At 40.8% G+C, this 24,530-nt stretch carries 23 protein-coding genes and 1 tRNA gene; 21 read left to right on the top strand and 3 right to left on the bottom strand.

Annotation, left to right across the window (positions count from 1 at the left end; translation table 11 throughout):
- Nucleotides 1–52: 52 nt before the first annotated feature.
- The 6 genes from glnA to IX83_RS04595 all read left to right on the top strand — a co-directional run bounded on the left by glnA (nucleotide 53) and on the right by IX83_RS04595 (nucleotide 7,556).
- Nucleotides 53–1,468, top strand: a complete 1,416-nt coding sequence (gene glnA, locus IX83_RS04620; RefSeq protein WP_038499736.1) for a type I glutamate--ammonia ligase — start codon at nucleotides 53–55, stop codon at nucleotides 1,466–1,468.
- Nucleotides 1,469–1,550: 82 nt separating this feature from the next.
- Nucleotides 1,551–2,627 carry a nitrogen regulation protein NR(II) gene (glnL, locus tag IX83_RS04615; RefSeq protein WP_038501570.1) on the top strand — a complete coding sequence of 359 codons (1,077 nt, stop codon included), beginning with the start codon at nucleotides 1,551–1,553 and terminating at the stop codon, nucleotides 2,625–2,627.
- A complete protein-coding gene (gene ntrC, locus IX83_RS04610) occupies nucleotides 2,624–4,072 on the top strand; it encodes a nitrogen regulation protein NR(I) (RefSeq protein WP_038499734.1) in 1,449 nt (482 codons plus the stop codon). Before glnL ends, ntrC begins: the two co-directional genes overlap by 4 nt.
- Before the next feature lie 99 nt (nucleotides 4,073–4,171).
- On the top strand, nucleotides 4,172–4,558 hold the full coding sequence (locus IX83_RS04605; protein ID WP_038499732.1) for a Rid family detoxifying hydrolase: 387 nt from the start codon (nucleotides 4,172–4,174) through the stop codon (nucleotides 4,556–4,558).
- 5 nt (nucleotides 4,559–4,563) lie between these two features.
- A complete protein-coding gene (gene recG / locus IX83_RS04600; RefSeq protein WP_038499730.1) occupies nucleotides 4,564–6,615 on the top strand; it encodes an ATP-dependent DNA helicase RecG in 2,052 nt (683 codons plus the stop codon).
- Between the two features lie 5 nt (nucleotides 6,616–6,620).
- Nucleotides 6,621–7,556: a LysR substrate-binding domain-containing protein gene (locus IX83_RS04595; protein WP_038499728.1), complete on the top strand. Its 936-nt coding sequence runs from the start codon at nucleotides 6,621–6,623 to the stop codon at nucleotides 7,554–7,556.
- A gap of 89 nt (nucleotides 7,557–7,645) precedes the next feature.
- On the opposite strand, the gene IX83_RS04590 is transcribed toward IX83_RS04595, so the two are convergent.
- A complete protein-coding gene (locus tag IX83_RS04590; protein ID WP_038499726.1) occupies nucleotides 7,646–8,356 on the bottom strand; it encodes a cytochrome b/b6 domain-containing protein in 711 nt (236 codons plus the stop codon).
- 66 nt (nucleotides 8,357–8,422) lie between these two features.
- On the opposite strand from IX83_RS04590, the gene IX83_RS08590 reads away from it, so the two are divergent.
- The 9 genes from IX83_RS08590 (at nucleotide 8,423) to IX83_RS04545 (ending at nucleotide 17,416) form a co-directional block, all read left to right on the top strand.
- The gene (locus IX83_RS08590) at nucleotides 8,423–8,974 is read left to right on the top strand and encodes a hypothetical protein (RefSeq protein ID WP_051919296.1); all 552 of its coding nucleotides are present in this window, start codon (nucleotides 8,423–8,425) and stop codon (nucleotides 8,972–8,974) included.
- A gap of 73 nt (nucleotides 8,975–9,047) precedes the next feature.
- Nucleotides 9,048–9,542, top strand: coding sequence for a hypothetical protein (locus IX83_RS08585; protein ID WP_143244774.1), 495 nt, complete (start codon nucleotides 9,048–9,050; stop codon nucleotides 9,540–9,542).
- An 88-nt stretch (nucleotides 9,543–9,630) separates the two neighbouring features.
- Nucleotides 9,631–10,089: a hypothetical protein gene (locus IX83_RS04575; protein WP_038499724.1), complete on the top strand. Its 459-nt coding sequence runs from the start codon at nucleotides 9,631–9,633 to the stop codon at nucleotides 10,087–10,089.
- Between the two features lie 385 nt (nucleotides 10,090–10,474).
- Nucleotides 10,475–13,546, top strand: coding sequence for a formate dehydrogenase-N subunit alpha (gene fdnG, locus IX83_RS04570; RefSeq protein WP_077315827.1), 3,072 nt, complete (start codon nucleotides 10,475–10,477; stop codon nucleotides 13,544–13,546).
- 10 nt (nucleotides 13,547–13,556) lie between these two features.
- Nucleotides 13,557–14,474, top strand: coding sequence for a formate dehydrogenase subunit beta (fdxH, locus tag IX83_RS04565; RefSeq protein WP_038499722.1), 918 nt, complete (start codon nucleotides 13,557–13,559; stop codon nucleotides 14,472–14,474).
- Entirely contained in the window at nucleotides 14,471–15,124 is a 654-nt protein-coding gene (locus tag IX83_RS04560; RefSeq protein WP_038499720.1) for a formate dehydrogenase subunit gamma, read from the top strand. Before fdxH ends, IX83_RS04560 begins: the two co-directional genes overlap by 4 nt.
- The gene (gene fdhD / locus IX83_RS04555; protein WP_038499717.1) at nucleotides 15,121–15,927 is read left to right on the top strand and encodes a formate dehydrogenase accessory sulfurtransferase FdhD; all 807 of its coding nucleotides are present in this window, start codon (nucleotides 15,121–15,123) and stop codon (nucleotides 15,925–15,927) included. Before IX83_RS04560 ends, fdhD begins: the two co-directional genes overlap by 4 nt.
- A 1-nt stretch (nucleotide 15,928) precedes the next feature.
- Entirely contained in the window at nucleotides 15,929–16,828 is a 900-nt protein-coding gene (gene fdhE / locus IX83_RS04550; protein WP_038499716.1) for a formate dehydrogenase accessory protein FdhE, read from the top strand.
- Nucleotides 16,829–16,915: 87 nt separating this feature from the next.
- The gene (locus IX83_RS04545) at nucleotides 16,916–17,416 is read left to right on the top strand and encodes a ribonuclease domain-containing protein (protein WP_077315828.1); all 501 of its coding nucleotides are present in this window, start codon (nucleotides 16,916–16,918) and stop codon (nucleotides 17,414–17,416) included.
- A gap of 181 nt (nucleotides 17,417–17,597) precedes the next feature.
- On the opposite strand, the gene IX83_RS04540 is transcribed toward IX83_RS04545, so the two are convergent.
- Both IX83_RS04540 and IX83_RS04535 read right to left on the bottom strand, forming a co-directional pair.
- Nucleotides 17,598–17,674 (bottom strand) — tRNA-Met (locus tag IX83_RS04540).
- Nucleotides 17,675–17,752: 78 nt separating this feature from the next.
- Nucleotides 17,753–18,985: a lytic murein transglycosylase gene (locus IX83_RS04535; RefSeq protein ID WP_051919287.1), complete on the bottom strand. Its 1,233-nt coding sequence runs from the start codon at nucleotides 18,983–18,985 to the stop codon at nucleotides 17,753–17,755.
- A 136-nt stretch (nucleotides 18,986–19,121) separates the two neighbouring features.
- On the opposite strand from IX83_RS04535, the gene IX83_RS04530 reads away from it, so the two are divergent.
- The 6 genes from IX83_RS04530 to IX83_RS04505 all read left to right on the top strand — a co-directional run bounded on the left by IX83_RS04530 (nucleotide 19,122) and on the right by IX83_RS04505 (nucleotide 24,428).
- The gene (locus IX83_RS04530) at nucleotides 19,122–21,284 is read left to right on the top strand and encodes a carboxy terminal-processing peptidase (RefSeq protein ID WP_051919284.1); all 2,163 of its coding nucleotides are present in this window, start codon (nucleotides 19,122–19,124) and stop codon (nucleotides 21,282–21,284) included.
- Nucleotides 21,284–22,120: an SDR family oxidoreductase gene (locus tag IX83_RS04525; protein WP_038499714.1), complete on the top strand. Its 837-nt coding sequence runs from the start codon at nucleotides 21,284–21,286 to the stop codon at nucleotides 22,118–22,120. The genes IX83_RS04530 and IX83_RS04525 overlap by 1 nt, the downstream gene beginning before the upstream one ends.
- A gap of 75 nt (nucleotides 22,121–22,195) precedes the next feature.
- Complete coding sequence (gene rpsP, locus IX83_RS04520) at nucleotides 22,196–22,447, top strand: 30S ribosomal protein S16 (RefSeq protein ID WP_038499712.1); 252 nt, start codon at nucleotides 22,196–22,198, stop codon at nucleotides 22,445–22,447.
- 9 nt (nucleotides 22,448–22,456) lie between these two features.
- The gene (rimM, locus tag IX83_RS04515) at nucleotides 22,457–23,101 is read left to right on the top strand and encodes a ribosome maturation factor RimM (RefSeq protein WP_038499710.1); all 645 of its coding nucleotides are present in this window, start codon (nucleotides 22,457–22,459) and stop codon (nucleotides 23,099–23,101) included.
- Entirely contained in the window at nucleotides 23,101–23,853 is a 753-nt protein-coding gene (trmD, locus tag IX83_RS04510) for a tRNA (guanosine(37)-N1)-methyltransferase TrmD (protein WP_038499708.1), read from the top strand. Before rimM ends, trmD begins: the two co-directional genes overlap by 1 nt.
- Nucleotides 23,854–23,942: 89 nt before the next feature.
- The gene (locus IX83_RS04505; RefSeq protein WP_236620598.1) at nucleotides 23,943–24,428 is read left to right on the top strand and encodes a low molecular weight protein-tyrosine-phosphatase; all 486 of its coding nucleotides are present in this window, start codon (nucleotides 23,943–23,945) and stop codon (nucleotides 24,426–24,428) included.
- Nucleotides 24,429–24,530 lie beyond the last annotated feature (102 nt).

The raw sequence follows: 24,530 nt of genomic DNA, 5'->3' as shown, positions 1-24,530 counted from the left end.
GCACAGTTTTTGCTTGTATAATAGTAACGAATGTCTTTTATTGGAGAAAGAAATGGCAAAAAAACCAGCAGATGTAATGAGTTTTATCAGTGAAAATGAAGTCGCTTTCGTGGATTTGCGTTTTACTGATACGATGGGTAAAGAACATCATATGACGTTACCCGTACACCAATTTGATGAAGATAAATTTGAATCAGGCCAGCCATTTGATGGTTCATCGATTGCGGGTTGGAAAGGGATTGAAGCGTCTGATATGTTGTTGATTCCTGATGCCAACACAGCTCGCATGGATCCTTTCCGTGAACAAGCGACTTTGATTTTAACGTGTGATGTCATTGAGCCTTCTGATTTGAAAGGGTATGACCGTGATCCTCGCTCTATCGCTAAGCGTGCTGAAGCGTATTTAAAATCATCAGGAATCGGTGATACAGCGTATTTTGGCCCAGAACCAGAGTTTTTTGTTTTTGACGGTATTCGTTGGGAAGATAATAAATCAGGCAACTTTGTGAAAATTACAGCTAAAGAAGCACCATGGGCAAGTGGCGAAGACTATCCTGAGGGAAATAAAGGACATCGTCCAGCTCACAAAGGCGGATATGTACCTGTTAGCCCTGTAGATTCTTTTAGCGACTTGCGTTCAGAGATGTGCTTGATTTTGGAAGAGCAAGGTGTGCCTGTTGAAATTCATCACCATGAAGTTGCTTCTCCAGGTCAGTTAGAGATTGGTACACGTTTTAGCACCTTGGTTGAGCGTGCAGATTGGAACCAGATCTTAAAATACACTGTATTGAACGTGGCGGATGCTTATGGTCAAACTGCAACGTTTATGCCAAAACCAATCTGTGGTGATAATGGTTCAGGCATGCATGTTCACCAATCTATCTGGAAAGATGGTCAAAACTTATTCGCAGGTAATGGTTATGCAGGATTGTCTGAATTTGCCTTGTATTACATTGGCGGTATTATCAAGCATGCTCGTGCCTTAAATGCGATTACTAACCCAACGACTAACTCTTATAAACGTTTGGTTCCAGGTTTTGAAGCCCCTGTGAAATTGGCTTATTCTGCACGTAACCGTTCAGCTTCGATTCGTATTCCTTACGTGGCTAATCCTAAAGCACGTCGTATCGAATGCCGTTTCCCTGATCCTATGGCAAACCCTTACTTAGCCTTTGCTGCCTTGATGATGGCTGGTTTAGATGGGGTCCAAAATAAAATCCATCCAGGGGATCCAGCGGATAAAAACTTGTATGACTTACCTCCAGAAGAAGATAAGAAAATTCCAACGGTGGCAGAGTCTTTAGAACAAGCATTAGAGGCTTTGGACAAAGATCGTGAGTTCTTAACTCGTGGCGGTGTGTTTAGTAATGATATGATTGATGCGTATATCGAATTGAAAATGGCAGAAGTCAATCGTTTACGTATGACCCCACACCCTGTAGAGTTTGATATGTATTACTCTCTATAATAAAAGTGGATTCATGTCGAAAATTTGAGTGCTGGAGCCAATTTCCAGCACTTTTTTTTAAACCATGGTGAATGAAAAAGCGATGCAAGATGATTTAACCAATTCTCTGATGACAGCTGTATTGTGTCTAGATGAACAAGGAGAAATTGTTTATGCCAATAATGCGGCAGAAAATATCTTCATGCGTTCTAAAAAATATCTATATGGACATCGGCTAGATGCGTTTATTTTGCAGGATCGCGAGTCAACAGATAGTTATCAATTGGCTTGGGCACGCTTGCAACATCCGCAAGAGTGCATGGTGACGTTCTATGCCTCGATATTTCAAGACGTATTGTCGTTTCATATCCCAGTTGTGTGTACGATTCAAAAACTCGAACAAGCTGATTTTTCCTATATGGTCGAGATTCGAAACCTTGCAGCGTTTGAAACGAATCATCAGCAATCTTCACAACAAGTCACGATTTATCAAGAAGTGTTGAGAAATTTAGCCCATGAGATTAAAAACCCTTTAGGAGGTATAAAAGGAGCGGCCCAATTATTAGCCTTAGAGCTGGAAAATAGTGATTATGTCGAATATACACAGGTCATTACGCAAGAGGTGGACAGACTGCAGTCTTTGGTGGACCAATTAGGTCGATCCTTTCAACATCCTTTAAACAAAATTAAACTGAATATTCATGAAGTGTGCGAAAGAGTCATAAGCTTGATTCATGCTCAATATCGCGATGAGATACGTTTGTTAAAAGATTATGATGCCTCCATTCCTTTGGTGCAGGCTGATTTTGATAAATTTGTGCAAGTGGTCTTGAATCTGGTTCAAAATGCTGCTCAATCTTGTATGCAAAAACGCCAAGAAAAAAGCGATTATCAGCCTGAGATTTTGATTAAAACGCGAGTGAATGTGTCAGAAATCATGCCAGGGCAATCGTCTGGAAAAATGATGTGCATTTCCGTTATTGATAATGGCGTGGGAGTTAGTGCGAGTGTTAAAGACAAGTTGTTTCATCCACTGGTGACAACCAAGCCAACGGGAACAGGTTTGGGCTTGAGTTTGGCTCAAGAACTGATGCATCTACATGGCGGATTTATTGATTTTGATTCTAATGCTTTGAAAACAGAATTTAGGATTTTTCTTCCATTGGAGGTCAACAAATGAGAGAAGTGTGGGTAATTGATGATGATCCTGCCATAAGATGGGTATTAGAGAAATCATTACAAAGAGAGCAGTTTGTGGCACGAACATTTAGTGCGTCGTCAGATTTGTTTGAGGCGTTAAAACAGCATGCCCCCGATGTTTTAATCACGGATATTCGCATGCCAGATATATCAGGATTGGAGTTGTTGAAAAAGGTTAAACAGCAATATCCGCAGTTGCCTGTCATCGTGACGACAGCATTTAATGATTTAGATAGTACGGTTAACGCCTTTCATGACGGGGCCTTTGATTATTTATCAAAACCCTTTGATGTGCAGGAAATGATTGGCTTAGTGAAACGTGCGTGCGAAACGATTAAGCCAGAAACGAATGTAGAACCCTCGCATGTATTTAAATCGCACGCTAAAGCCATGGCGGAAATATTTAGAGCGATTGGACGACTGGCTCCATCTAAAGCAACGGTGCTGATTACAGGAGAATCAGGATCGGGCAAAGAGTTAATCGCTAAGTCTGTACATGAACATAGTTTGAGAAATAAACAAGCGTTTATTGCCTTAAATGCGGCGGCTATTCCCAGAGATTTGTTGGAAGCTGAGTTGTTTGGTCATGAAAAAGGATCGTTTACGGGAGCAAATGTCACCCGAAAAGGTCGATTTGAAGAGGCTAATGGCGGTACTTTATTTTTAGATGAAATTGGCGATATGCCTCTAGAACTACAAACGAGATTGTTAAGAGTATTGTCAGAGGGGAGTTTTTATCGGGTCGGCGGTACACAACCGATTAAAGTCGATGTAAGAATTATTGCCGCCACTCATCAACCACTTGAAGACAGAGTCAAACAGGGCTTATTTCGTGAAGATTTGTTTCATCGTTTGAATGTGATTCGATTAAGAGTGCCGCCTTTAAGAGAGCGAAAAGAAGATATTCCCCAGTTGGTCAACTATTTTATTCAACAAGCGGCTATGTTTTTGGAGGTGCCGATTAAACAGGTATCAGCAGATGCGATGAACGCTTTGATGGCTTTTTCGTTTCCAGGCAATGTACGTCAGTTAGAGAATTTTTGTCAATCCATGATGGTATTGTCTTCAGGCTCGGTTATTCAGGTATCAGACTTGCCACAAGAGGTGTTAGCACATCAAGAACATAAGGCGGTTGAGTCGAAATTAACGGAAAAAGATGTATCCGCATCACAGCTGCCCACGATTGATAATACCTTATCGTTGCAAGGTCAAACATGGCAAACGTTATTGGCTGAAACAGTGCGAGAACAGTTGCAGTTAGGGCGTGAGAATGTGATGGCAGCACTCACAATGGACTTTGAGAAAACAGTATTAAATACGGCCATTGAAGTTTGCCAAGGTAAGAAAATTAATATTGCTCAACGATTAGGAATGGGGAGAAATACAGTGAGTCGTAAATTAAAAGAATTAGAGATAAAGGATTGATAAGATCAAAATATGCACCGTGTTATCAGCATGTGAAGCAAGAATCGTATCTCGTTCGTGTGCTATGATATGAAGAGTTTATAGTTGAAGAAAAGGTTAATGATGAAAGAAATAATTGCAACGTCTCAAGCTCCTGCTGCCTTAGGTCCTTATTCGCAAGCCGTGGTGGCACCTGCAGGTAAAACGATATATCTTTCTGGTCAAATTGGCTTAAATCCTGAAACAGGCGAATTGGTCTCAGAAGTTTTTGAGGACCAAGTGAAACAAGCTTTTTCAAATATGAAAGCGGTGATTGAAGCGGCAGGTGGTCGTTTTGAACATATCGTTAAGTTGACGCTTTTTTTAACGGATTTGAAAAATTTTGCAACCGTTAATCAAATCATGTCTGACTTGATTCCTGCTCCTTATCCCGCTCGTTCTTGTGTTCAGGCTAGTGCGTTACCTAAAAATGCACAGTTTGAGGTAGAAGCGATTATTGTTGTTTAAACCGTATGGTAGCCTCTAAAAAAACAAGCTCAGGATGGGCATCAAAACTTGCCTCAATGGGCTTGAATAGGCCGATAGATTTTTTATTGCATCTGCCTTTTCGTTATGAAGATCACACGCATTTGACCCCGATTGCTCAAGTGAAAGTGGGGCAGTTGGCGGTGATTGATGGAACTATCAGCGATATACAAATACATCAAATTCGCCCTGGTCAAAAACGATTACAAGCTTATTTCACGGATGATGCAGGTGATCGGCTTATATTAACGTGGTTTCATTTTTATCCTAATCAGGTAAAGTTTTTAGAGGCACAAACACGTATCAGGGTCATTGGCGAGGTAAGGGAAAATGGATGGAATCTTCAGATGTTGCATCCTACTATTAAAAAATACGGTGAACCCTTATCCAAGACCTTAACGCCGATATATTCCACCATTAAAGGTGTTCCACAAGAAAAATTAAGAGAAACGATTTTATCTTATGTCGATCAAGTGACGCTAAAGGAAACTTTTCCTCAAGAGATATTAAAACGTTGGAATTTGATGGGTATCCAAGAAGCGATTCGATCGATACATTTACCCACACAAGGCACGGATCTCCAAGGATTTATGCCACGTGTTAATCAGCCTTGGAAACGCGTAAAAATTGATGAATTAGTGGCTCAACAGCTTGCTTTGGACCAAGCTAGGCAAAGTCGATTACAGTTTCAATCTTACCAGATTAAAAATACTGGTGTATTGGCCCAAAAACTATTAAATACCATTGGCTTTAAACTTACGAATGCCCAAGAACGTGTTTTAGCAGAAATTAGCCAAGATATGCAAAGTCCTTATCCTATGCATCGTCTGTTACAAGGTGATGTGGGTGCAGGTAAAACCATTGTCGCGGCCTTATTAGCTTGCCAAGTGATTGAAAATCAGTATCAGGTGGCCATTATGGCACCGACTGAAATTTTAGCAAATCAGCATTATGACAAGTTTAAAGCGTGGTTTGAACCTTTAGGTATCCCTGTTGTTTGGTTATCAGGAAGCCAAAAAGCTTCAGAAAAAAAACAAATTCTAACGGGTTTGAAAGACGGTGTTTTTCAGATAGTGGTTGGCACACAAGCCATCATTCAAGATCAAGTGATGTTTAAAAATTTAGCTTTGGTCATCAGTGATGAGCAACATCGTTTTGGTGTGGGCCAGCGTTTAACCTTGTTAGAAAAAGGTGGACAGGATCGGCAAGGCGTTCAGCTGTATCCGCACCAATTAAGCATGAGTGCAACGCCCATTCCGCGTTCTTTGGCGATGACTTATTTGTCAGATATGACGATTTCGGTTATCGATGAACTACCACCTGGCAGAACCCCTGTAAAAACAAAGCTTGTCTCGGATCAAAAACGCATGGAGCTTATCCAAAATATTGAATACGAGGTGCAAAAAGGATCGCAGATTTATTGGGTTTGTCCTTTGGTTGAAGAAAGTGAAAAATTGCAATTACAAGCGGCTCAAGAAACTTATGAACAGTTACAACATAGCTTGCCCAATGTACGAATTGCTTTGATTCACGGGCGTTTGAAAGCGGACGAGAAAAAAGAAATCATGCGAGCATTCAGTCAACAAGAAGTTGATATTTTGGTGGCCACGACCGTTATTGAAGTGGGTATTGATGTTCCTAATGCCTCTGTGATGGTGATCGAACATGCAGAACGCTTTGGTTTAGCTCAGTTACATCAGTTAAGAGGGCGTGTGGGGCGTGGATCCAAAGAATCACTTTGCGTGTTGATGTTTGGGCATAAGTTAAGTGATGAGGCCAAAGAACGTCTTAAAGCGATGTATGAGACAAATGACGGTTTTGAAATTGCTCGTCGTGATTTAGAAATCCGTGGACCAGGAGAGATGTTAGGTATTCGACAATCGGGTGCTCCTGAGCTTCGATTTGTCAATCTTTCATTAGATGCTGATTTAATCGAGGTTGCCAAAGAGATTGCGATGACGTTACAACGTTATCCTGATTTAGCAAAAGAACATATGGATCGCTGGGTAGCCCAATCCTCGCAGTATTTAAGGAGTTAACTAAAATGACACTCACAGAACTCAAATACATTATTGCCGTGGCCAAAGAACGGCATTTTGGAAAGGCGGCGGATAGTTGTTTTGTTAGCCAACCCACTTTATCGATCGCGATTAAAAAATTAGAAGATGAATTAGGGGTCGTGATTTTTGAACGAGGCCCTGAAATAAGTGTTACCGATATTGGCAAAAAAATTATCGAACAAGCCCATAAGATCATGAGTGAGGTGAATGATCTGAAGGCCTTGGCAAAACAAGGTCAAAACCCATTGGTGGGGAGTTTAAAGTTGGCAGCGATCTATACAATTGCACCGTATTTACTGCCGTATCTCATTCCGATTGAACAAAAGATGACTCCTGAGATGCCTTTGGTCTTATCAGAGGGATATACCGCCGATCTATTGGTTGCTTTGAAATCAGGTGAATTAGACTGTGCTATTTTGGCTTTACCCATCGAAGACAAAAGTTTAGAAATTATTCCTTTGTACGATGAAGCGTTTGTGGCGGCCTTACCTGCTCATCATCCATTGGCCCATCAAGACGTTATCTGTATGGACGAATTGAAAAATGAAACGCTGTTGATGTTAGGGCCAGGGCATTGTTTCAGAGATCAGGTGTTGGAATATTGTCCAGAAAATAATCATTATTCTAAATTAGCGCAAGATGCCTCACATACCTTAGAGGGTTCATCTTTGGAAACGATACGCCATATGGTGGCAACAGGCTTGGGTTATACGATCTTACCGCTTTCGGCAACGTATAAAAATAAAAGTAAATTGCTAAGTTATATTTCGCTTAAACCGAATAAAGAGGGCTTTCTCCCTAAACGAACCGTTGCTTTAGTGTGTCGCCAAAGTTTTATTCGCAAAGAAGCCGTTTATGCTTTGGCCAAAGCGATTAAAAAAGTAGAAATCGAGGGACTGAATTTTTTTCCGACTACATAAAATCATCCATCGAGCCACCGACTGTGATGTCGCTGATGTAGGAAATAACAGCGATTCAGAAGATTAAACGGTGACTCGTATTTTATCGCTTACATAAAATCATCAAAACTGCTTGTTGTTCCACCCAGTTTAATTCCGCTGATGTAGTAAACAAGTACGATACAAGCGATGAAGATGATTAATGCAAATAATCGAGTTTTGGTACTGTCTTGTGATACGGCTGCATGACGATCACTTAGCATATCACCTGTAATCATAGGAATCACGAGGTTTTTATTTTTTAAACGATAGATGATAATCGCCAAAACATGCACACAGACTAACAAAATAAGAAGAGGTTCGGTACTTTTGTGAATGCTCGATAAAACTTTGCTATAGCTTGTTCCTGCAAAAGGTCCGCTGCTGATATAAGCAATATCATCGCTGACAAACAAACCACTGACGGCTTGTAGGCCGAATAAACCTAATAAAGCAATGACGGATAAAGCACCTAAAGGGTTGTGTCCCAAAGGATGATATTCTCCTTTTAGGTAGCGGGTAATATAACGCGGGCCTTTGATAAAGGTTGTAAAACGAGAATAATGACCGCCTACCAAGCCCCAAATCAGTCTAAAAAGAATTAAAGTCAATGCACAGTAACCAAAGAAGACGTGGTACGATAGCCAGTAAACACCTAGGTTTGCAATCCAGCCTTGGGTAACACTGGCAAATTTTACACAGCAAAATGCACCGACCACACAAATGACGAGCGACCAGTGAAAAAGGCGGGTAGGTAAGTCCCAAACACGAATCTTATTCATTTTTTATCCTAAAACGTAGAAATAGTATTATTGTATAATAGGCTCGCTTGAATCTGATTGTGATTTATGAGACGAAAATTATCTTATTGTTTGGCCTTATGTTTAGTTGGATGTGCCACTTCATCGCATATTGAAACGGCACCAAAAGAACGTTTGACCATACTTCGCACAGCCTTTGATCCATCTAGTCTTCGTATCGATAGACAGCATACTAATGCCTTACTAAAAGGGCAGGTGGCGATTGACGACAAAAAAGCACAACGTTTGTTTACCGCCGAACAAATCAAGGTTGTGTTAAATCCTTATTCTAATATGAGTCAGCAATGGTATCGTGAAGTGTGCCAGAAAGGTAATTATTTAAAAGGGGAGATCGATAGTCGTTATCAACAATTTATTCAAAAAACCGATACACAAGATCAAGGTGCCTATGTGTTTGATCAGATCCATCCAGGACGCTATTATCTTGTCGCTGAATTTTATTGGTCGCGATACGAATGGGATTCAGGCGTGACACAGTACGGAGGCTTGCTTGCAAAGAAAATCGATCTGGTGGCAGGTACGAATCAAATAAATATTACTGATAAAGACGCGTGTGCTGGTTTTTTTGAGGATTTATAGAATAAAATAACGCCTTTGATATTCGAAAGAATGACCCTTTAATCGATAGTTTATAAAATAGACACTCATGAAAATGAAAAAAATAATTGGATTAGTGCTTGTCTCTACTTTGATGACGGCTTGTGGCATGACTCAGAAAAATACAAAAACAACCGATGCGTTTGCTAATCGTGCCCCAGTTTACCAAACCGTGAAGTTTACGGTTCATACTGCAAGTGCTAAGCCTTTTGCTAATGCTCATAAAGTCCAATACCAAGGACAGTCTTACTATATGAGCCGCAATCCAGTCATTAAAAAAGAAGATATTAAAACAGCATTTGTTTCAAAAACGGTTCGCGATGAACCCGCATTAGGTGTTCGTCTCATGCCTAACTCGGCAAAATACTTTACTAAATTGCTTAGAAGTTTGAGAACAAAAGGCGATAGTTTTATGGTGACCGTAGATGGTGATACGATTGCCAGATTAAATTTGGATCAAGCCACTTTGCAGGACGAAGTCTTGTTAGTGCCTACTCCCAGTCTTGTGTACGCTAGAAATATCGCTCGTTTAATTCGTCAGCGAGAGTAATCTCGTCCTCCCTCATCATCGATATTTTATTTTTCGCTAATCCCGAGAAAATCGGGTTACATGAGACAAATGTTAAGACGGAGTGGACATGAAAAGATTGAGGATAATTTTTAGTTTATATTTGATCGTGTGGTTAACAGGATGTGCGTTTTTAAAGCCAACGACGACAAGCACAACACCTGTGTCGCCAGAAGTGGTGCAGATTTTTGCAGCCACTAAAAAAGCCAGCCCCCACACTCAGCACAAAGTAAATATTACTGAAAAAGAACAGGTGTTTTTATCGCGTGCTGCTATTTTGAATGCCCAAGATTTTAATGCGGTCAGTTCTTATCACGATAAATTTAACAATGAATACCTCGTATTTGACTTACCCTTAGAAGCCATTGTCAAGATTTCTAAACTAAAAGGTCAGTATGGCTGGGTCTTAAAGTATCAGGATCAAATTATTTCAGCGGCGGGAACACTCAGTCACAACAAGAAACGTTTTATTTTTAGAGTAAAAGATCATCAAGTTTCACAAAACGTGATTAAGTCTATAGGAAAATAAACGTTTGACCAATCTAATCCCTTAAAAGCACTGTCATACAGTGCTTTTTTTATGCCTTTCGCAGGTGTTGCCAAGTAGTGAACTTAACATTAACGCAGGGCGATACTATGTTTTTTTTTCATGCCTTTCGCGGGTGTTGCTGAGTGGTGAACTTAACATTAATGCAGGGCGATACTATGCTTTTTTCATGCTTTACGCAAGCGATGCCAAGTAGTGAACTTAACGTATGTGTAAATCAAGCAAAGTAGCTGTTGTTCAAGAATGACAAAAGCGAATAAATCATTGGTAAATGGGTAAAACTTCGATAAAATAGAAAAATCTTTTAGATAACAAGAACTTAATCTTAATGATAAGCATTCTCAAGTAATTTTTGCAGAGAACATTTATGAATATTAATAGACGGCAATTTTTTAAAATCACCGCTGCAGGATTGAGTGCAACGGGTGCAACTGTTTTGGGCATGGCACCAGGAACAGCGTTTTCTGAGGTTAGACAATACAAACTAACTCACTCATACGAAACTAGAAATAACTGTACTTACTGTTCTGTGGGCTGTGGTACCTTGTTATACAGCTTAGGTGATGGGGCAAAAAATGCGAAAAAGAAAATCTATCACATTGAGGGAGACCCAGATCATCCTGTAAGTAGAGGATCTTTATGTCCAAAAGGGGCTTCATTAGTCGATTTTGTCAATAGCGATAATCGATTGCATTATCCAGAAGTAAGAGAACCTTATTCCAATGAATGGAAGCGAATCTCTTGGGAAGAGGCGTTTGATCGTATCGCTCGTCATTTAAAAGATGATCGTGATGCGAATCTAAAAGTAAAAAATGAGCAAGGTGTGACGGTTAATCGTTTGGAAACCTTGTCGATGTTAACGGCATCAGCTTCTTCAAATGAAACAGGGATTTTGACCCAAAAATTCATGCGTTCATTAGGGATCGTAGCAACAGATGCTCAAGCTCGCGTTTGTCACGGTCCAACGGTATCAGCACTTGCCTCTACCTTTGGTCGTGGTGCGATGACAAATACATGGACAGATATCCAGAATGCCGATTTTATTTTGGTGATGGGTGGTAATGCTGCCGAAGCTCATCCTGTGGGCTTTAAATGGGCGATTGAATCCAAAAAACACAAAGGCACAAAACTTTATGTCGTCGATCCACGCTTTAATCGAACCGCTTCAGTGGCCGATTTCTATGCACCAATTCGTGCAGGTTCAGATATTGGCTTTTTAGGAGCCATCATTAATTGGTTGATTGAAAACGATAAGATTCATTGGGAATATATCCGTGCGTACACGAATGCTTCCTTTATTGTCAAAGATGGTTATGACTTCCATGATGGCTTATTTTCGGGGCATCCAGAAGATGGCGAAAAACGCACGCCATTTTATGATCGTGACACTTGGTTCTATGAATTGGATGAACAGGGTTACGCTAAACGCGATATGACCTTACAAGACCCACGTTGCGTATTCCAGCTCATGAAAAATCATTTCTCTCGCTATAGTTTAGAGATGATGACGACGTTGACAGGAACGCCAAAAGAAGACTTTTTGAAAGTGGCACAAGCCATTGGTGAGACCTGTGCTCCGAATAAAACGATGACCATTTTATACGCATTGGGTTGGACACAACATACGACAGGTGCTCAGAATATCCGTACGATGGCCATGATTCAGCTATTGCTAGGAAACATTGGTATGGCTGGTGGCGGTGTGAATGCCTTGCGTGGTCACTCTAATATTCAAGGTTTATCGGATTTAGGCTTGTTATCGACCAGTTTGCCAGGATATTTAAGTTTACCTAGCGAAAAAGAACATCCGAATTTAGCGACTTATTTGGCCAAACAAACACCTAAAGCATTGGAAGCAGGACAGCTTAATTATTGGAATAATACACCTGCTTTCATGGTAAGTTGCTTGAAATGGTTCTTTGGTGAACATGCCACAAAAGAAAATGATTGGGGCTATGATTGGTTGCCTAAATGGGACAAAATGTACGATGTCCTACAAATGGTGGAACTGATGCACCAAGGCAAAATGAATGGTTGTTTGGTACAAGGCTTTAATGCACAAGGCTCATTCCCTGATGCTAACTATGTGACGGAAGCTTTCTCAAAATTAAAATACATGGTCGTGATGGATCCTTTGAAAACAGAAACAGCGTCTTTCTGGGAAAATCACGAAGATATTAATCACCATACGGATCCTAGCAAGATTGCGACAGAAGTATTCCGCTTACCAACGCCTTGTTTTGCGGAAGAAGAGGGATCGATCGTGAACTCATCACGCTGGTTACAATGGCACCATCCAGCGGCAGAACCACCTGTACAAGCTTTGCCTGATTTAGATATTTTAGGTGAGTTAATGACACGTCTAAAAGATTTATATCGCAAAGAAGGGGGTGTTAGTCCTGAACCTATCTTGAATTGTGCGTGGAACTATTATGATCCTCGTGCACCTAAGCCTGTAGAGATGGCAAAAGAAAATAACGGTATGGCTTTGGCTGATATTACCGATGCGAATGGTAAAGTAATTCGTAAGAAAGGCGAGTTATTGAGCAGTTTCTCAGAATTGCGTGCGGATGGTTCGACTAGCTGTGCGACTTGGATTTTCTCAGGTTCTTGGACGGAAAAAGGTAACCAAATGGACCGCCGCGATAATACAAACGTCGGTCTAGGTAATACGCCAAATTGGGCATGGGCATGGCCTGCTAACCGTCGTATTCTGTATAACCGTGCTTCATGTGATCCGAGTGGCAAACCATGGGATCCTAAACGCGTGTTAATCGAGTGGGATGGCACGAAATGGACTGGTATTGATGTGGCGGACTTTAAAGCCGATGCAAGTCCTGAATCTGGCATGAATCCGTTTATCATGAACGAAGAGGGCGTGGCACGATTATTTAGCCAAAGAAAAATGGTGGATGGTCCATTCCCTGAACATTATGAGCCAATGGAATCTCCTTTGGGTACGAATCCTTTGCATCCCGAACAGGTACAATCGCCAGCCGTTCGTTTGTTAGAGGGCGTAAAATCTCGCTTTGGCGATAAGAGCGAATTCCCTTATGTGGGCACGACATATCGTTTAACAGAGCACTTCCAGTTTTGGACAAAATCCGTCAAGCTTTTGATGATTGCTCAGCCTCAACAATTTGTGGAAATCAGTGAGGAATTGGCAAAAGAAAAAGGAATTGTCAAAGGAGATATGGTGCGTGTGTCATCCAAACGCGGTGCGGTAGAAGCCGTTGCAGTCGTAACGAAACGTATTAAACCGTTGACCGTTAATGGACAAACAGTTCATCAAGTCGGTATTCCTTTGCACGGGGGTTGGGAGAAAGAAAAAACAGCACCTAAGGCTTATTTGATTAATTCTTTAACGCCTTTTGTGGGTGACTGTAATACCCAAACGCCAGAATACAAGGCATTTTTAGTCAATATTGAGAAAGTATAAGGAGCAGAAAATGGCATTACAATCATTAGATATTAAACGCCGTTCTGCAACGGTAGAAGTGACACCGCCACCTGGTGTTCGTAAACCTGTAGAAGTTGCAAAACTTATTGATGTGAGTACCTGTATTGGCTGTAAAGCATGTCAGGTGGCTTGTTCAGAATGGAATGATTTAAGAGATGAGATTGGCACCTGTCATGGTGTGTATGATAACCCCATTGATCTCACGGCAAAAAGCTGGACGGTCATGAGATTTAATGAGGTTGAAGAACATGGTAAATTAGAATGGTTAATTCGTAAAGACGGGTGTATGCACTGTAGTGAACCGGGCTGTTTGAAAGCCTGTCCTTCACCTGGTGCCATTATTCAATATCAAAATGGTATTGTGGATTTTCATCAGGAAAATTGTATTGGTTGCGGTTATTGTATTTCGGGCTGTCCGTTTAACATTCCTCGCATCAATCAAGAAGACAATCGTGCTTACAAATGTACTTTGTGTTCAGATCGCGTGGCTGTGGGACAAGAGCCTGCTTGTGTGAAAACCTGTCCAACAGGGGCCATTCGTTTTGGTAGCAAAGAAGACATGAAACAGCTTGCCCAAGAACGTATTGATGATTTGAAAGCAAGAGGTTATGAGCATGCTGGTTTGTATGATCCCCAAGGCGTTGGCGGTACACACGTGATGTATGTGCTTCACCATGCCGATAATCCTAACTTATATAGCGGATTGCCAGAGAATCCAGAGATTAGTCCTACGGTAAGATTTTGGAAAGGCCTATTAAAACCTTTAGCGACATTCGGTATCGCAGCGGCTACGTTATTTGGCTTTTTCCACTATATTACAGTGGGCCCCAATCGTTCAGATGATGAATTGGAGGACATGACGGTTATTGGTAAAGATGGAAAATTGCACAAAGGGGATGATAAATGATGAAAAAACCTTTACTTCAAAGATATTCGCGTTCTGAACGGATTAACCACTGGGTAGTGGCGGTTTGTTTTGTGCTATTGGCCATTTCAGGATTAGCATTCTTTTATCCCGCTTTTTTCTGGTTAAGTAATGTGTTTGGTACGCCTCAACTGGCACGCATGATTCATCCTATTGTTGGCGTTGTCATGTTTGTAGGGTTTACGGTGCAGTTTTTTAGATATTTTCGTCATAACTTTATCAACAAAGAAGACGTCAAGTGGATGTTGGCAGTTAGACAAGTACTAAAAGGTCATGAAGTGGGCGATATTGGCAAGTACAATGGTGGCCAAAAAGCCATGTTCTGGGTGATGACTCTTTGTATGTTAGTCATGGTGGTAACGGGCTTGATTGCTTGGCGTCCTTACTTTGCTCCTCATTTTTCTATTCCTGTCATTCGCTTGGCATTATTGTTCCACGCTTGGTCGGCAACGATTTTAATTGCCAGCATCATCGTTCATGTTTATGCAGCGATTTGGGTAAGAGGAACGATTCGTGCCATGATCGAGGGTGTGGTGACCCAACACTGGGCAAAGAAACATCATCCTCGTTGGTATCGTGAAATGATGCAAAAAGCAGAACAACATCAAACTGAGGAAAAAACACCAGAATGAACCATGAAGCCATCAAGGCATATTGGGTAAAAAGAAGTGACGCATCAGGGCTAGAAAAAACCGAAACAGATATCATTTCTTGTGAGGTTCCGATAGCCCTGGTTTACAATGGTATCTCTCATGTTGTGTTAATGGGAGTGGCTCAGGATTTAGAAGCATTGGCCATTGGCTTTAGTCTGAGTGAACAGATTGTGACGCGTATCACCGATATTTATGATATCGATATACATTACTTGAAGCAAGGCATAGAACTAAGAATTGAGATTAGTAGTGCGTGTTTTCATCGATTAAAAGAACGTCGTCGAAATCTTTCGGGAAGAACAGGCTGCGGTTTGTGTGGTATTGATAGTCTTTCACAGGCAGTCATGCCTATCCAAAAGATTCATCCTGAATTTTCAGTGAAGGCACAAGCCATTAGAAAAGCCATTATTGACTTTCCCAATCACCAAGCTATGCGTTATATGACGGGTTCTATGCATGCCGCCGCTTGGTTTGACACGCATGGTCAGTTACAAGCAATTTTTGAGGATTTAGGCAGACACAATGCACTGGATAAATTATTAGGCGATTTATCTCAAAAGCATCCTGTGTTGCCCCAAGGATTTATATTAGTATCCAGTCGTGCAAGCTATGAAATGGTTGCAAAGTCCAATGTTATGGGAGTCAGTATCCTTGTCGCCGTTTCGGCAGCAACCTCTATGGCGATCGATATGGCGGATGAAGCAGGTATGTGTTTAATTGGATTTGCCAGACCAGATAGATTTACAATTTACACGCATGCTGAATTAGTGAGTGAACAATAAGATGATAGAAATACAAGTTGATGAGTTTTTTCATAAACCTTTTTTTATGCCCCCCAGCCAAGATGTCTTTGCTTTAAGGGCGGCTCGTTATGAAGAATTAGCTCAAGCCGATCAAACTCCTTGGTCGTTATATTTGCGAATATTGGCAGATATTTGTCATGCTCAAGACACTTTATTACGATCCATTGCACCGTTAGAAAGCTTTATTATTCGAGAGCAGACGATTTTAAAACCTTTTGATACACAGGAAGTTCCTGATGTTTTTCAAACGTATTTTTCTCAATTTTTGTCGATATTGCAGGAACAAACAAAAGAAGAAAAAATCAAGCAGGCCGTCCAAGCCGTAAAAGAAAAAAGCATAGATGCTTTATGGCAGTTGGCCCAAACTGACGGCCCACGTAAACCCGTTGTTCAGACAATCATCGTGCGAGCATTGTTAGAAGTGCTGTGGACCAGTGCTTGTATCACATTGAAAGAAAAAGATGTGCCTATAAAAAAAGAACGTGTTCATTGTCCTTGTTGTGGTCATGAAGCGGTTTCTAGTATCGTTTTGCTAAAATCGGATTATTACAATCTTCGTTATCAGCATTGCCCTCGTTGTAATGCACGTTGGAATGTATTGAGAGCAAAATGTACTTTTTGCGATTCTCAAAAGTCGATTTCATTAAAAGATATGGAAAACGGCGAGAATCCAAGTTATTTGGGAGCAAAAGCTCATATTTGCGAGGAATGCTCACATTATGCCAAAATTATATTTCAGACTAAACAACCACACGCAGACCCCATTGCGGATGATATTGCGAGTGTTATTCTGGACATTTTGGTATCAGACACGTATTCTAGAGGTGGAGAAAATCCTTATTTGATATTAGAAAGCGATACCCAATCTACGGGAAATTAGGCTCAGTCAAAGAGGTAGAAGATCGGTTTGATTAATGTGGACTGGATTCTCAATGCACAGGAAATTAGATTAAGACAAGGATAAAAGATGACTAGGAAAATGTTTATCAGTTTATTAGGTTTGGTATTTGTCACGATTATTGCAGTGGCATACCTGATGATTAATGATTTGCGTGCGTCTGCCCGTGTTGCACGTGCTGCCAATAGTTGTGAGAATGTATTAAGAAACCTCGCTAGAGAAGAAAATGCCAGCATCTATGATTTGCCTAAGTTAGCATTGACCATCAGAATGCTAAAAAACAAAGCGAGTTTGCCTAGTTTTTATATCACGAAACAAAAAGCCATGCATCGAGGATGGCGCCCAGGCCGTTCTTTATGGGATGAAGACGTTTTAGAGGGTAAGATGATCGGTGGTGATTATTTTGGTAATTTTGAACAAAAACTCCCTCAAGGCAGATGGCAAGAGGCAGATTTTGATTACCAAGGAAGTCGTCAGCGTAATGCTAAACGTATTATTTTTTCAAAAACCCAGCAATACATTACTTTTGACCATTACCAGTCATTTAGAAAAGTTCCAGATTGTCAGTGATAGACAATAGCTCATCTGAACAGCCCGTTCAAGTCACGTATTTGAGCGGGCTTTTTTGTATGAAGCGTGCCTCGATCACTCAGTGTGGAGAGGTCACTCGATCACTCGGTATGCACCAGAGGCGGGGTAACATCTTTCAGGCAATAAAAAATGCCTGACAAATATCAGGCATCTTAAATTCTGGTGGCTCTTCCCCGACTCGAACGGGGGACCTGCGGATTATGATTCCGTCGCTCTAACCGACTGAGCTAAAGAGCCAAGAAACATAATTTTAATGAATCAATGGTACAAGGTCAATCTTTTTTTGCCATCCTGTGAATAAAAACAACATCCGCCTTACTCTTGAGAGGAGGTGGCTTGGGAATGATGGATAAGTTTTTGGTAAAACTCCTTATCCGCCACGCCATCAGCCGTCATTCCCCATTCCTGCTGTAATGCTTGAATGGCGTGTCGGCTCTTACTTCCCAGAATACCATCGCTGCTGCCGATGTCATAACCCAAAGACTTTAGATGATCTTGTAATTGGACTCTATCTTTACGCGATAGGCCTTGTCGAGACCATTTTTTCTCAAAATCCGTTTTTAAATTGAGTTTTTGAGCAAGTCCTAAAATAGCCAAGGCATAATTAGTCGATGCATTATAGCGATAGACAGCGGTGAAGTTTTGACTCACTAAAAGTGCAATCCCATTCGGTCCATCAGGCAATAACAAACCAAGTGATGTGTGTTCAGGAAACACTTGGGTAATAGACTGTCTGGATGCATAGGGCTTTAAACCTAGATCTTGCCATTGTTTGGCGGTTTTTCTTTTGTTCCATGCAGTTTGACTGGTATCAAAATGTTGGGGTAGTTTGACCTCAAGTCCCCATGCTAGACCTGGTTTCCAGCCTGATTTAATCAGGAAGTTCGCGGTAGAAGCTAATGCATCTGGCACGCTATTAACGAGATCTTTTTTGCCATCTTTATCAAAATCTACTGCAAGACGGCGATAAGTGCTAGGCATAAACTGGGTATTGCCAAAAGCACCTGCCCAAGAACCTTTTAAATCCTCAGCACGTACATCTCCCGAAGCAATAATCTTCAAGGCGGCTGTTAGTTCTGTTCTAAAATAGTTTTGGCGACGACCGTAACAACTTAACGTGGCCAGTGAATTTAAGATCGGCGTTTGTCCGATGTTTTTGCCATAATTGCTTTCGATACCCCAAATAGCTACGATTACCTGAGGAGGGACTTTATATTGTTGATGGATGCGATCTAAAACGGTTTTGTATTGGTTCATCATCACCAGTCCATCATTCACACGTTCCTGATCGACTAACACTGAATAATAATCCCAGCTGGGTAGCTTAAATTCAGGCTGATAGTTAAGCTTGTCTAATACAGAGAAATCGGGTTCGATAGAGGCAGTAATCTTCTGATATAACGCCGTATCAATATCTTTAGGCTTTATCGAGTTTAGACAAGTCAGTAGTGCTTCTTTGGTTTGGGGTAATGTTTGGCTCAGTGCACTGGTGCTGAATGTTAAGACGGCACAGGTAAAAAGTGTTTTGGAGATATGAAGTGATGTCATAAGATAATCCCCCTGAATAAAAGCATGATGAAAACATGGATATTCACTTTGTTTGCTAAAAAAATTGCAAAATTAAGAAATTCTCCTTGTTTTCTTGTATAGTAACGTTTTATTAGTAAAAAATAAATGAATTTTTATGAAAGTGCAAAAATTACTATTGACGCTAGGATTGCTAACTGCGGTTAGTACAGCTAGCTTTGCGACTGAAATCTCTGTCACTGAGCCTGTATCGAATGTTAGCTCATCCAATACGATTCCTGCGGATGACACATTTATACCTCAGCTTGCCCAAGAAGAGGCCAGTTACATCACCGCAGCGATTTTAAGTAAATTAGCCTATGACCCGAAACCGCTTAATCTCGAGACATCTGCATTAATTTACAAGACTTTCTTAAAAAGTTTGGATCCCCAAAGAGTCTTTTTTACTCAGAAAGATATTGATGACTACGCCTATATGAAAAATAAAATGGCGAGTTACATTGCACGTTCTTCGTTTGATGACTGTTTTGACTTTTTTATTCATTATCGTCATCGTGTTCAGGAGCGATATGAATACGCGATTTCTTTACTGGACAAAGGGTTTGATTTCACTAAGAAAGAAAGTGTTGAAATCGATCGAAAAAAATCGCCTTGGGCTAAGAATGAAAGCGATATAAAAGATATTTGGAGAAAGCGAGTGAAGAACGATTATTTGCGTTTGAAGCTTGCTAATAATTCTGATGAAAAAATCAAAACGATTTTAAAACGTCGTTACAATAACTCGAAAAACCAAGTGCTACGCATGAATAGCGAGGATGTGGGCGAGTTAATTATCAATGCTTACACTAAAGCAGTAGATGCTCATAGTGAGTACTATAGCCCGTCTTCTGCACAAGACTTTGCGGTGTCTATGTCCTTATCGGTTGAGGGGATTGGTGCGGTATTACAGAAAACGGATGAATATGCCCAAATTCGTGAATTAGTGCCAGGTGGTCCAGCAGCAAAATCTGGCATGATTAACCCAGGTGACAAGATTGTAGCGATCGCCCAAGGTGATACAGGGCCTTTTGAGGATGTTATCGATATGCGTTTAAACGATATCGTCAAAAAGGTACGTGGTAAACGAGGCACGGTTATTCGTTTGGAGTTGATGTCTTCTGATCAAGGGGCAGATGCCAAGCATAAGGTTGTGCGTATCGTCAGAGAAAAAGTATTGATGGAAGAACAGGCCGTGCGTTCTAAGGTTTTGCCTGTGACACGCGGTAAAGAAGTGATTAATATTGGTATTATCACGATTCCTAGCTTTTATGAGGAATTTCGTTCTTCATCTGATAAAAGCGGGGCGACTAAAAACGTCAGTACCGACGTGAAAAAAGCTATTGAATCACTTCAAAAAGAGAATGTTGCGGGCTTGGTATTGGATTTACGTAATGACGGAGGCGGTTCATTGCCACAAGCTGCTGCATTAAGTGGTTTGTTTTTAGAACCTGATTCCATTGTGGTCCAAATCCAAAACGCTAATGGTCATATCGATTATGTGCGTTCGCCTCGCACACCAACATTCTGGGATAAGCCCATTATTGTTTTGGTCAATAAATTCTCTGCTTCAGCGTCTGAAATTTTTGCAGGTGCGATGCAAGATTATGGTAGAGCCTTGGTTGTGGGCGATTCTACATGGGGCAAAGGTACGGTTCAAGTGTACCAATCGCTTGATAATTTCTTGTCTGCAAGAGATCGTCAAAAAAGTTCGATTGGAGCTTTAAAATGGACGCAACAAAAATTCTTTATGGTCAGTGGTGCGTCGAATCAGCTTAAAGGCATCATTCCTGATATCGCTTTCCCAAGCAGTGTGGATACAAGTGAGTTAGGCGAGTCGAGCTATGAAAACGCTATGCCATGGACAGAGATTGAACCTGCGGATTATCGTCCTGTTGGCGATGTCAGACAGTATTTATCTAAACTGACACAGCTTCATAAGGAACGTACAAAAGAATCTAAATCATGGAATTTGATGGTGGATAGAATTGAGTACGTGAAGAAAGTTCGTGATAAGAAAGTATTGTCCTTGAATTACAAAGTGCGTTTATCTGAACGTGAGGAACAAGAAAAAGTGCGTGAGGGTTTTGAACAAAGACGTAAAGCGCTAGGCGAGTCTGAAGTTGATAGTTTTAAACTGGATGACGGCTTGTCTTATGGTGAGGGCAATATCAAAGATGAAGTGGCGGATGAGAAAAAAATGCGTGAGAATATTGACTCTGCTGCACGTGAAGCCGCTTATATCTTAGTCGATCAAATTGCTTTGTCTAAGAAAAAACCATAATGCGAATTTTAATACTAGGAAAGAACGGTCAACTCGGCCGTTCTTTGTTTTTGAGATTGGCTCAAGAACACGATGTACAAGCATGGTCAAGAGAAGACTTTTGTTTTCAAACGTCCTTTGATTTTAAGAAGATTGAGGATTATCAGCCTGATATTTTAATCAATGCCGTAGGCTTTACGCAGGTGGATCAGGCCGAAAAGCAACAAGAAACAGCGTATCAAGTGAATGCTCACATTCCTTTTTTGATCGCTGAAAAAATCCGTGCCGCCCAATTACCCACCGCTTTTATCCATTTTTCCACTGACTTTGTTTTTGCAGGAAACTTTTATCGTCCTTATGTGGAAGAGGATACGCCATCGCCCATCAATTACTACGGTATCACTAAAGCTGAAAGTGAGCGTTTATTAAGGCAGGCATTACCTCAACAGACTTGGATATTTCGTTTAAGTCGTTTATATAGTGTTGATTCCTCGCAACATTTTGCGGCTCGTTTGAAACAACAATTAAGCAAGCAAAAGCGAGTAGAGGTGGTGGACGACCAATGGGGCCATTTTACGGATACGCAATGGGTCTCAACACAGCTTGCCCAGTTGTTAAATCAGCTTGCTCCTGACAATGCGGGTATTTATCATCTGGTTCCTAAAGAAGCAAAATCGTTGTACCAATATGCTTTAGAGGTTTGGCAGCAAGAGAAAGAAAAAGGCTTGTTTTTAGCGAATGAAATAGTGCCGATTTCTACTCAAGAATGGTTGCAAAAACAACACGCTGATTTTGCAAAACGACCATTAAGATTACAATTAAGTCAAGAAAAAATATATAAGACCTTTACAATTTAACGCTAACTAGGTATAATCTTTAGGTTTTAGCCCATTTTTTAATTTAATCTTTTAAAAATAAGGAATACCGATTTTATGGTAGTTGTTCGTTTATCTCGTGGTGGCTCTAAAAAGCGCCCATTTTACAGCATCGTAGCTACTGATTCTCGTAATCGTCGTGATGGTCGTTTTATTGAACGTTTAGGTTTTTACAACCCAGTAGGTAAAGAGGGTGTTGAAAATCTTCGTATTAATTTGGAACGTTTGAATCACTGGACAAATAACGGTGCACAGGTATCATTAACTGTACAACGTCTTGTAAAAGAATACGCAGCTAACGTTGCCTAATCTCATGCTATGGACAGTAACCTTATCGAATTAGGTTATGTTTCAGGTGCCTTTGGTATTAAAGGCATGGTGAAACTAAAGGTATATTGTCATCCCCAAGATAGCATTCTTTTTTCTCAGAAAGAGTGCTATCTTTCTCTTTTGAACCAAAGAAATTCAGAAACCAAAAAACTCACCATTCAGCAGATTAAGTTGCATGGCGATGAGATTATTTGTCAGTTTGAGGGAATTAATGATCGTGACGCGGCTCAGGCTTTACGCGGTTATACCGTCCAAGTGGCACGAGATGATTTTCCTGAAACAGATGATGAAACCTTTTATTGGGTTGATCTTATTGGCTGTGATGTCTTTTATGCAAATGAAGAACAGGATGAACGCTTGTTTGCAGGCCCTGAGTCTCAAGAGTTTGAGGAAATTGACCCGATAGCCGAGGCATTGACCTATATGGGCAAGGTCAGAACTGTTTCTGAAAACGGCGTTCATGCGATTTTGCATGTTTGTCCAGAGGTGGAGTTGGCTGATGGCCAAAAGGATTTTAAACGTACACCGAAAGGGCAGTATGTTGATCAGCTTATTCCTTTTGTCAGACAACGCGTCCCTTATGTTGACTTGCAGACAGCGGTCATTATTACTGATATACCTCCAGAAAATTAATGCGTTTTGATGTCATTACTTTGTTTCCAGAAATGTTTCAAGCCCTTACTCAGTACGGTATTACGAGCAGGGCTTGGCAACAAGGTCTATGGACGTTAAGGTGTTGGAATCCTCGCGATTATACGCAAGATGTTCACCACACGGTTGATGACCGTCCTTATGGAGGTGGGCCTGGAATGGTGATGTTGGCAAAGCCTTTGCATGATGCGTGGAAAGATATTCAAACTCAAATCCCTAGCCAAAGAAGAACGATTTTATTAAGCCCTTGTGGAAAACCTTTTGTTCAGGCGGATGCTCAACGATTGTTAGAGGAATCTGGGGCGATTTTTGTTTGTGGCCGTTATGAGGGGATTGATCAACGATTTATTGATTTATGTGTGGATGAAGAATATAGTCTGGGAGATTTTGTGTTAAGTGGAGGTGAACTGGCATGCATGGCGTTCATGGATGCGAGTGTGCGTTTAATTCCACAAGCGATGAACTCAGAAGCCTCATATAAACAAGACTCTTTTCAAGAAGAATTGTCAGGTTTGTTAGACAGTCCTCATTATACAAGACCCGTGGATTTTGAGGGTATGACGGTGCCTCAAGTGTTGATGTCAGGTAATCATGCTTTGATTGAACAATGGCGTCGTCAAGAGAGTTTAAAACTTACTTTTGAACGTCGTCCAGAATTATTAGAACAAGCAGCTCATCGATTAAGTGATAAAGATTTGGCTTTTTTAAAAACCTTACATTCATCAGATTTTTGAAATATTTTTAGGTCTATAAAAAAACGGTATTTTAGTGTAGAATGCTAGTTTAGGTTCGTCAGAAATTATTTTTAATTACGTTTGGAAAAATGAAAGTACTTTTTGTTTGTATGGGCAATATTTGTCGTTCTCCCAGTGCTGAGGGCATTTTGAGAAAAATGGTCGCTGAACATGGGTTGGAGTCTGAGATTGAAGTAGGGTCAGCGGCGACAAGTGATTATCATGTGGGCGAACCGCCTGATGGTCGAGCTCAGTTAGTGGCCAAGAAACGTAATATTGATATTTCTGGGCACAGAGCAAGAATGATTACACCAGAAGATTTTAAAAAGTATGACTTAATTCTTGCTATGGATTGGGACAATATCACCTATATGCAACAGATTTGTCCACGTTCATTACATCATAAAATCATGTTGTTGATGCGTTTTGCAAACGATCATGAAGAGGCGACCGTCTCAGATCCGTTCTATGGTCCATTGGAGGGATTTGTGAAGATGATGGATTACCTAGAAGACGCGTGTGCTGGCGTGTTTGAGAATGTTTCTAAACGTTCGGCCCAGTTCCAAGTGGATTAAAGTTTAAGTTTTTTTAATGATATAGATACGTTGTGCGGTTCTAAGTTAACTCGCATTCAGGCTGGTGTCCATAACACAGCCACGCCGTACTAAGTTAACCCA

The organism is Basilea psittacipulmonis DSM 24701 (assembly GCF_000743945.1).
Lineage (GTDB): Bacteria > Pseudomonadota > Gammaproteobacteria > Burkholderiales > Burkholderiaceae_B > Basilea > Basilea psittacipulmonis.
This window is presented reverse-complemented; position numbering and strand designations above follow the sequence as displayed.

Coding starts and splice junctions, on each gene's coding strand:
- glnL (WP_038501570.1), top strand. CDS start 1,551: ATGCAAGATGATTTAACCAATTCTCTGATGACAGCTGTATTGTGTCTA.
- glnA (WP_038499736.1), top strand. CDS start 53: ATGGCAAAAAAACCAGCAGATGTAATGAGTTTTATCAGTGAAAATGAA.
- recG (WP_038499730.1), top strand. CDS start 4,564: ATGGTAGCCTCTAAAAAAACAAGCTCAGGATGGGCATCAAAACTTGCC.
- rimM (WP_038499710.1), top strand. CDS start 22,457: ATGGACAGTAACCTTATCGAATTAGGTTATGTTTCAGGTGCCTTTGGT.
- IX83_RS08590 (WP_051919296.1), top strand. CDS start 8,423: ATGAGACGAAAATTATCTTATTGTTTGGCCTTATGTTTAGTTGGATGT.
- fdxH (WP_038499722.1), top strand. CDS start 13,557: ATGGCATTACAATCATTAGATATTAAACGCCGTTCTGCAACGGTAGAA.
- IX83_RS08585 (WP_143244774.1), top strand. CDS start 9,048: ATGAAAAAAATAATTGGATTAGTGCTTGTCTCTACTTTGATGACGGCT.
- IX83_RS04545 (WP_077315828.1), top strand. CDS start 16,916: ATGACTAGGAAAATGTTTATCAGTTTATTAGGTTTGGTATTTGTCACG.
- trmD (WP_038499708.1), top strand. CDS start 23,101: ATGCGTTTTGATGTCATTACTTTGTTTCCAGAAATGTTTCAAGCCCTT.
- rpsP (WP_038499712.1), top strand. CDS start 22,196: ATGGTAGTTGTTCGTTTATCTCGTGGTGGCTCTAAAAAGCGCCCATTT.
- IX83_RS04505 (WP_236620598.1), top strand. CDS start 23,943: ATGAAAGTACTTTTTGTTTGTATGGGCAATATTTGTCGTTCTCCCAGT.
- IX83_RS04575 (WP_038499724.1), top strand. CDS start 9,631: ATGAAAAGATTGAGGATAATTTTTAGTTTATATTTGATCGTGTGGTTA.
- fdhD (WP_038499717.1), top strand. CDS start 15,121: ATGAACCATGAAGCCATCAAGGCATATTGGGTAAAAAGAAGTGACGCA.
- IX83_RS04595 (WP_038499728.1), top strand. CDS start 6,621: ATGACACTCACAGAACTCAAATACATTATTGCCGTGGCCAAAGAACGG.
- IX83_RS04560 (WP_038499720.1), top strand. CDS start 14,471: ATGATGAAAAAACCTTTACTTCAAAGATATTCGCGTTCTGAACGGATT.
- IX83_RS04530 (WP_051919284.1), top strand. CDS start 19,122: ATGAAAGTGCAAAAATTACTATTGACGCTAGGATTGCTAACTGCGGTT.
- IX83_RS04590 (WP_038499726.1), bottom strand. CDS start 8,356: ATGAATAAGATTCGTGTTTGGGACTTACCTACCCGCCTTTTTCACTGG.
- fdhE (WP_038499716.1), top strand. CDS start 15,929: ATGATAGAAATACAAGTTGATGAGTTTTTTCATAAACCTTTTTTTATG.
- IX83_RS04605 (WP_038499732.1), top strand. CDS start 4,172: ATGATGAAAGAAATAATTGCAACGTCTCAAGCTCCTGCTGCCTTAGGT.
- ntrC (WP_038499734.1), top strand. CDS start 2,624: ATGAGAGAAGTGTGGGTAATTGATGATGATCCTGCCATAAGATGGGTA.
- fdnG (WP_077315827.1), top strand. CDS start 10,475: ATGAATATTAATAGACGGCAATTTTTTAAAATCACCGCTGCAGGATTG.
- IX83_RS04535 (WP_051919287.1), bottom strand. CDS start 18,985: ATGACATCACTTCATATCTCCAAAACACTTTTTACCTGTGCCGTCTTA.
- IX83_RS04525 (WP_038499714.1), top strand. CDS start 21,284: ATGCGAATTTTAATACTAGGAAAGAACGGTCAACTCGGCCGTTCTTTG.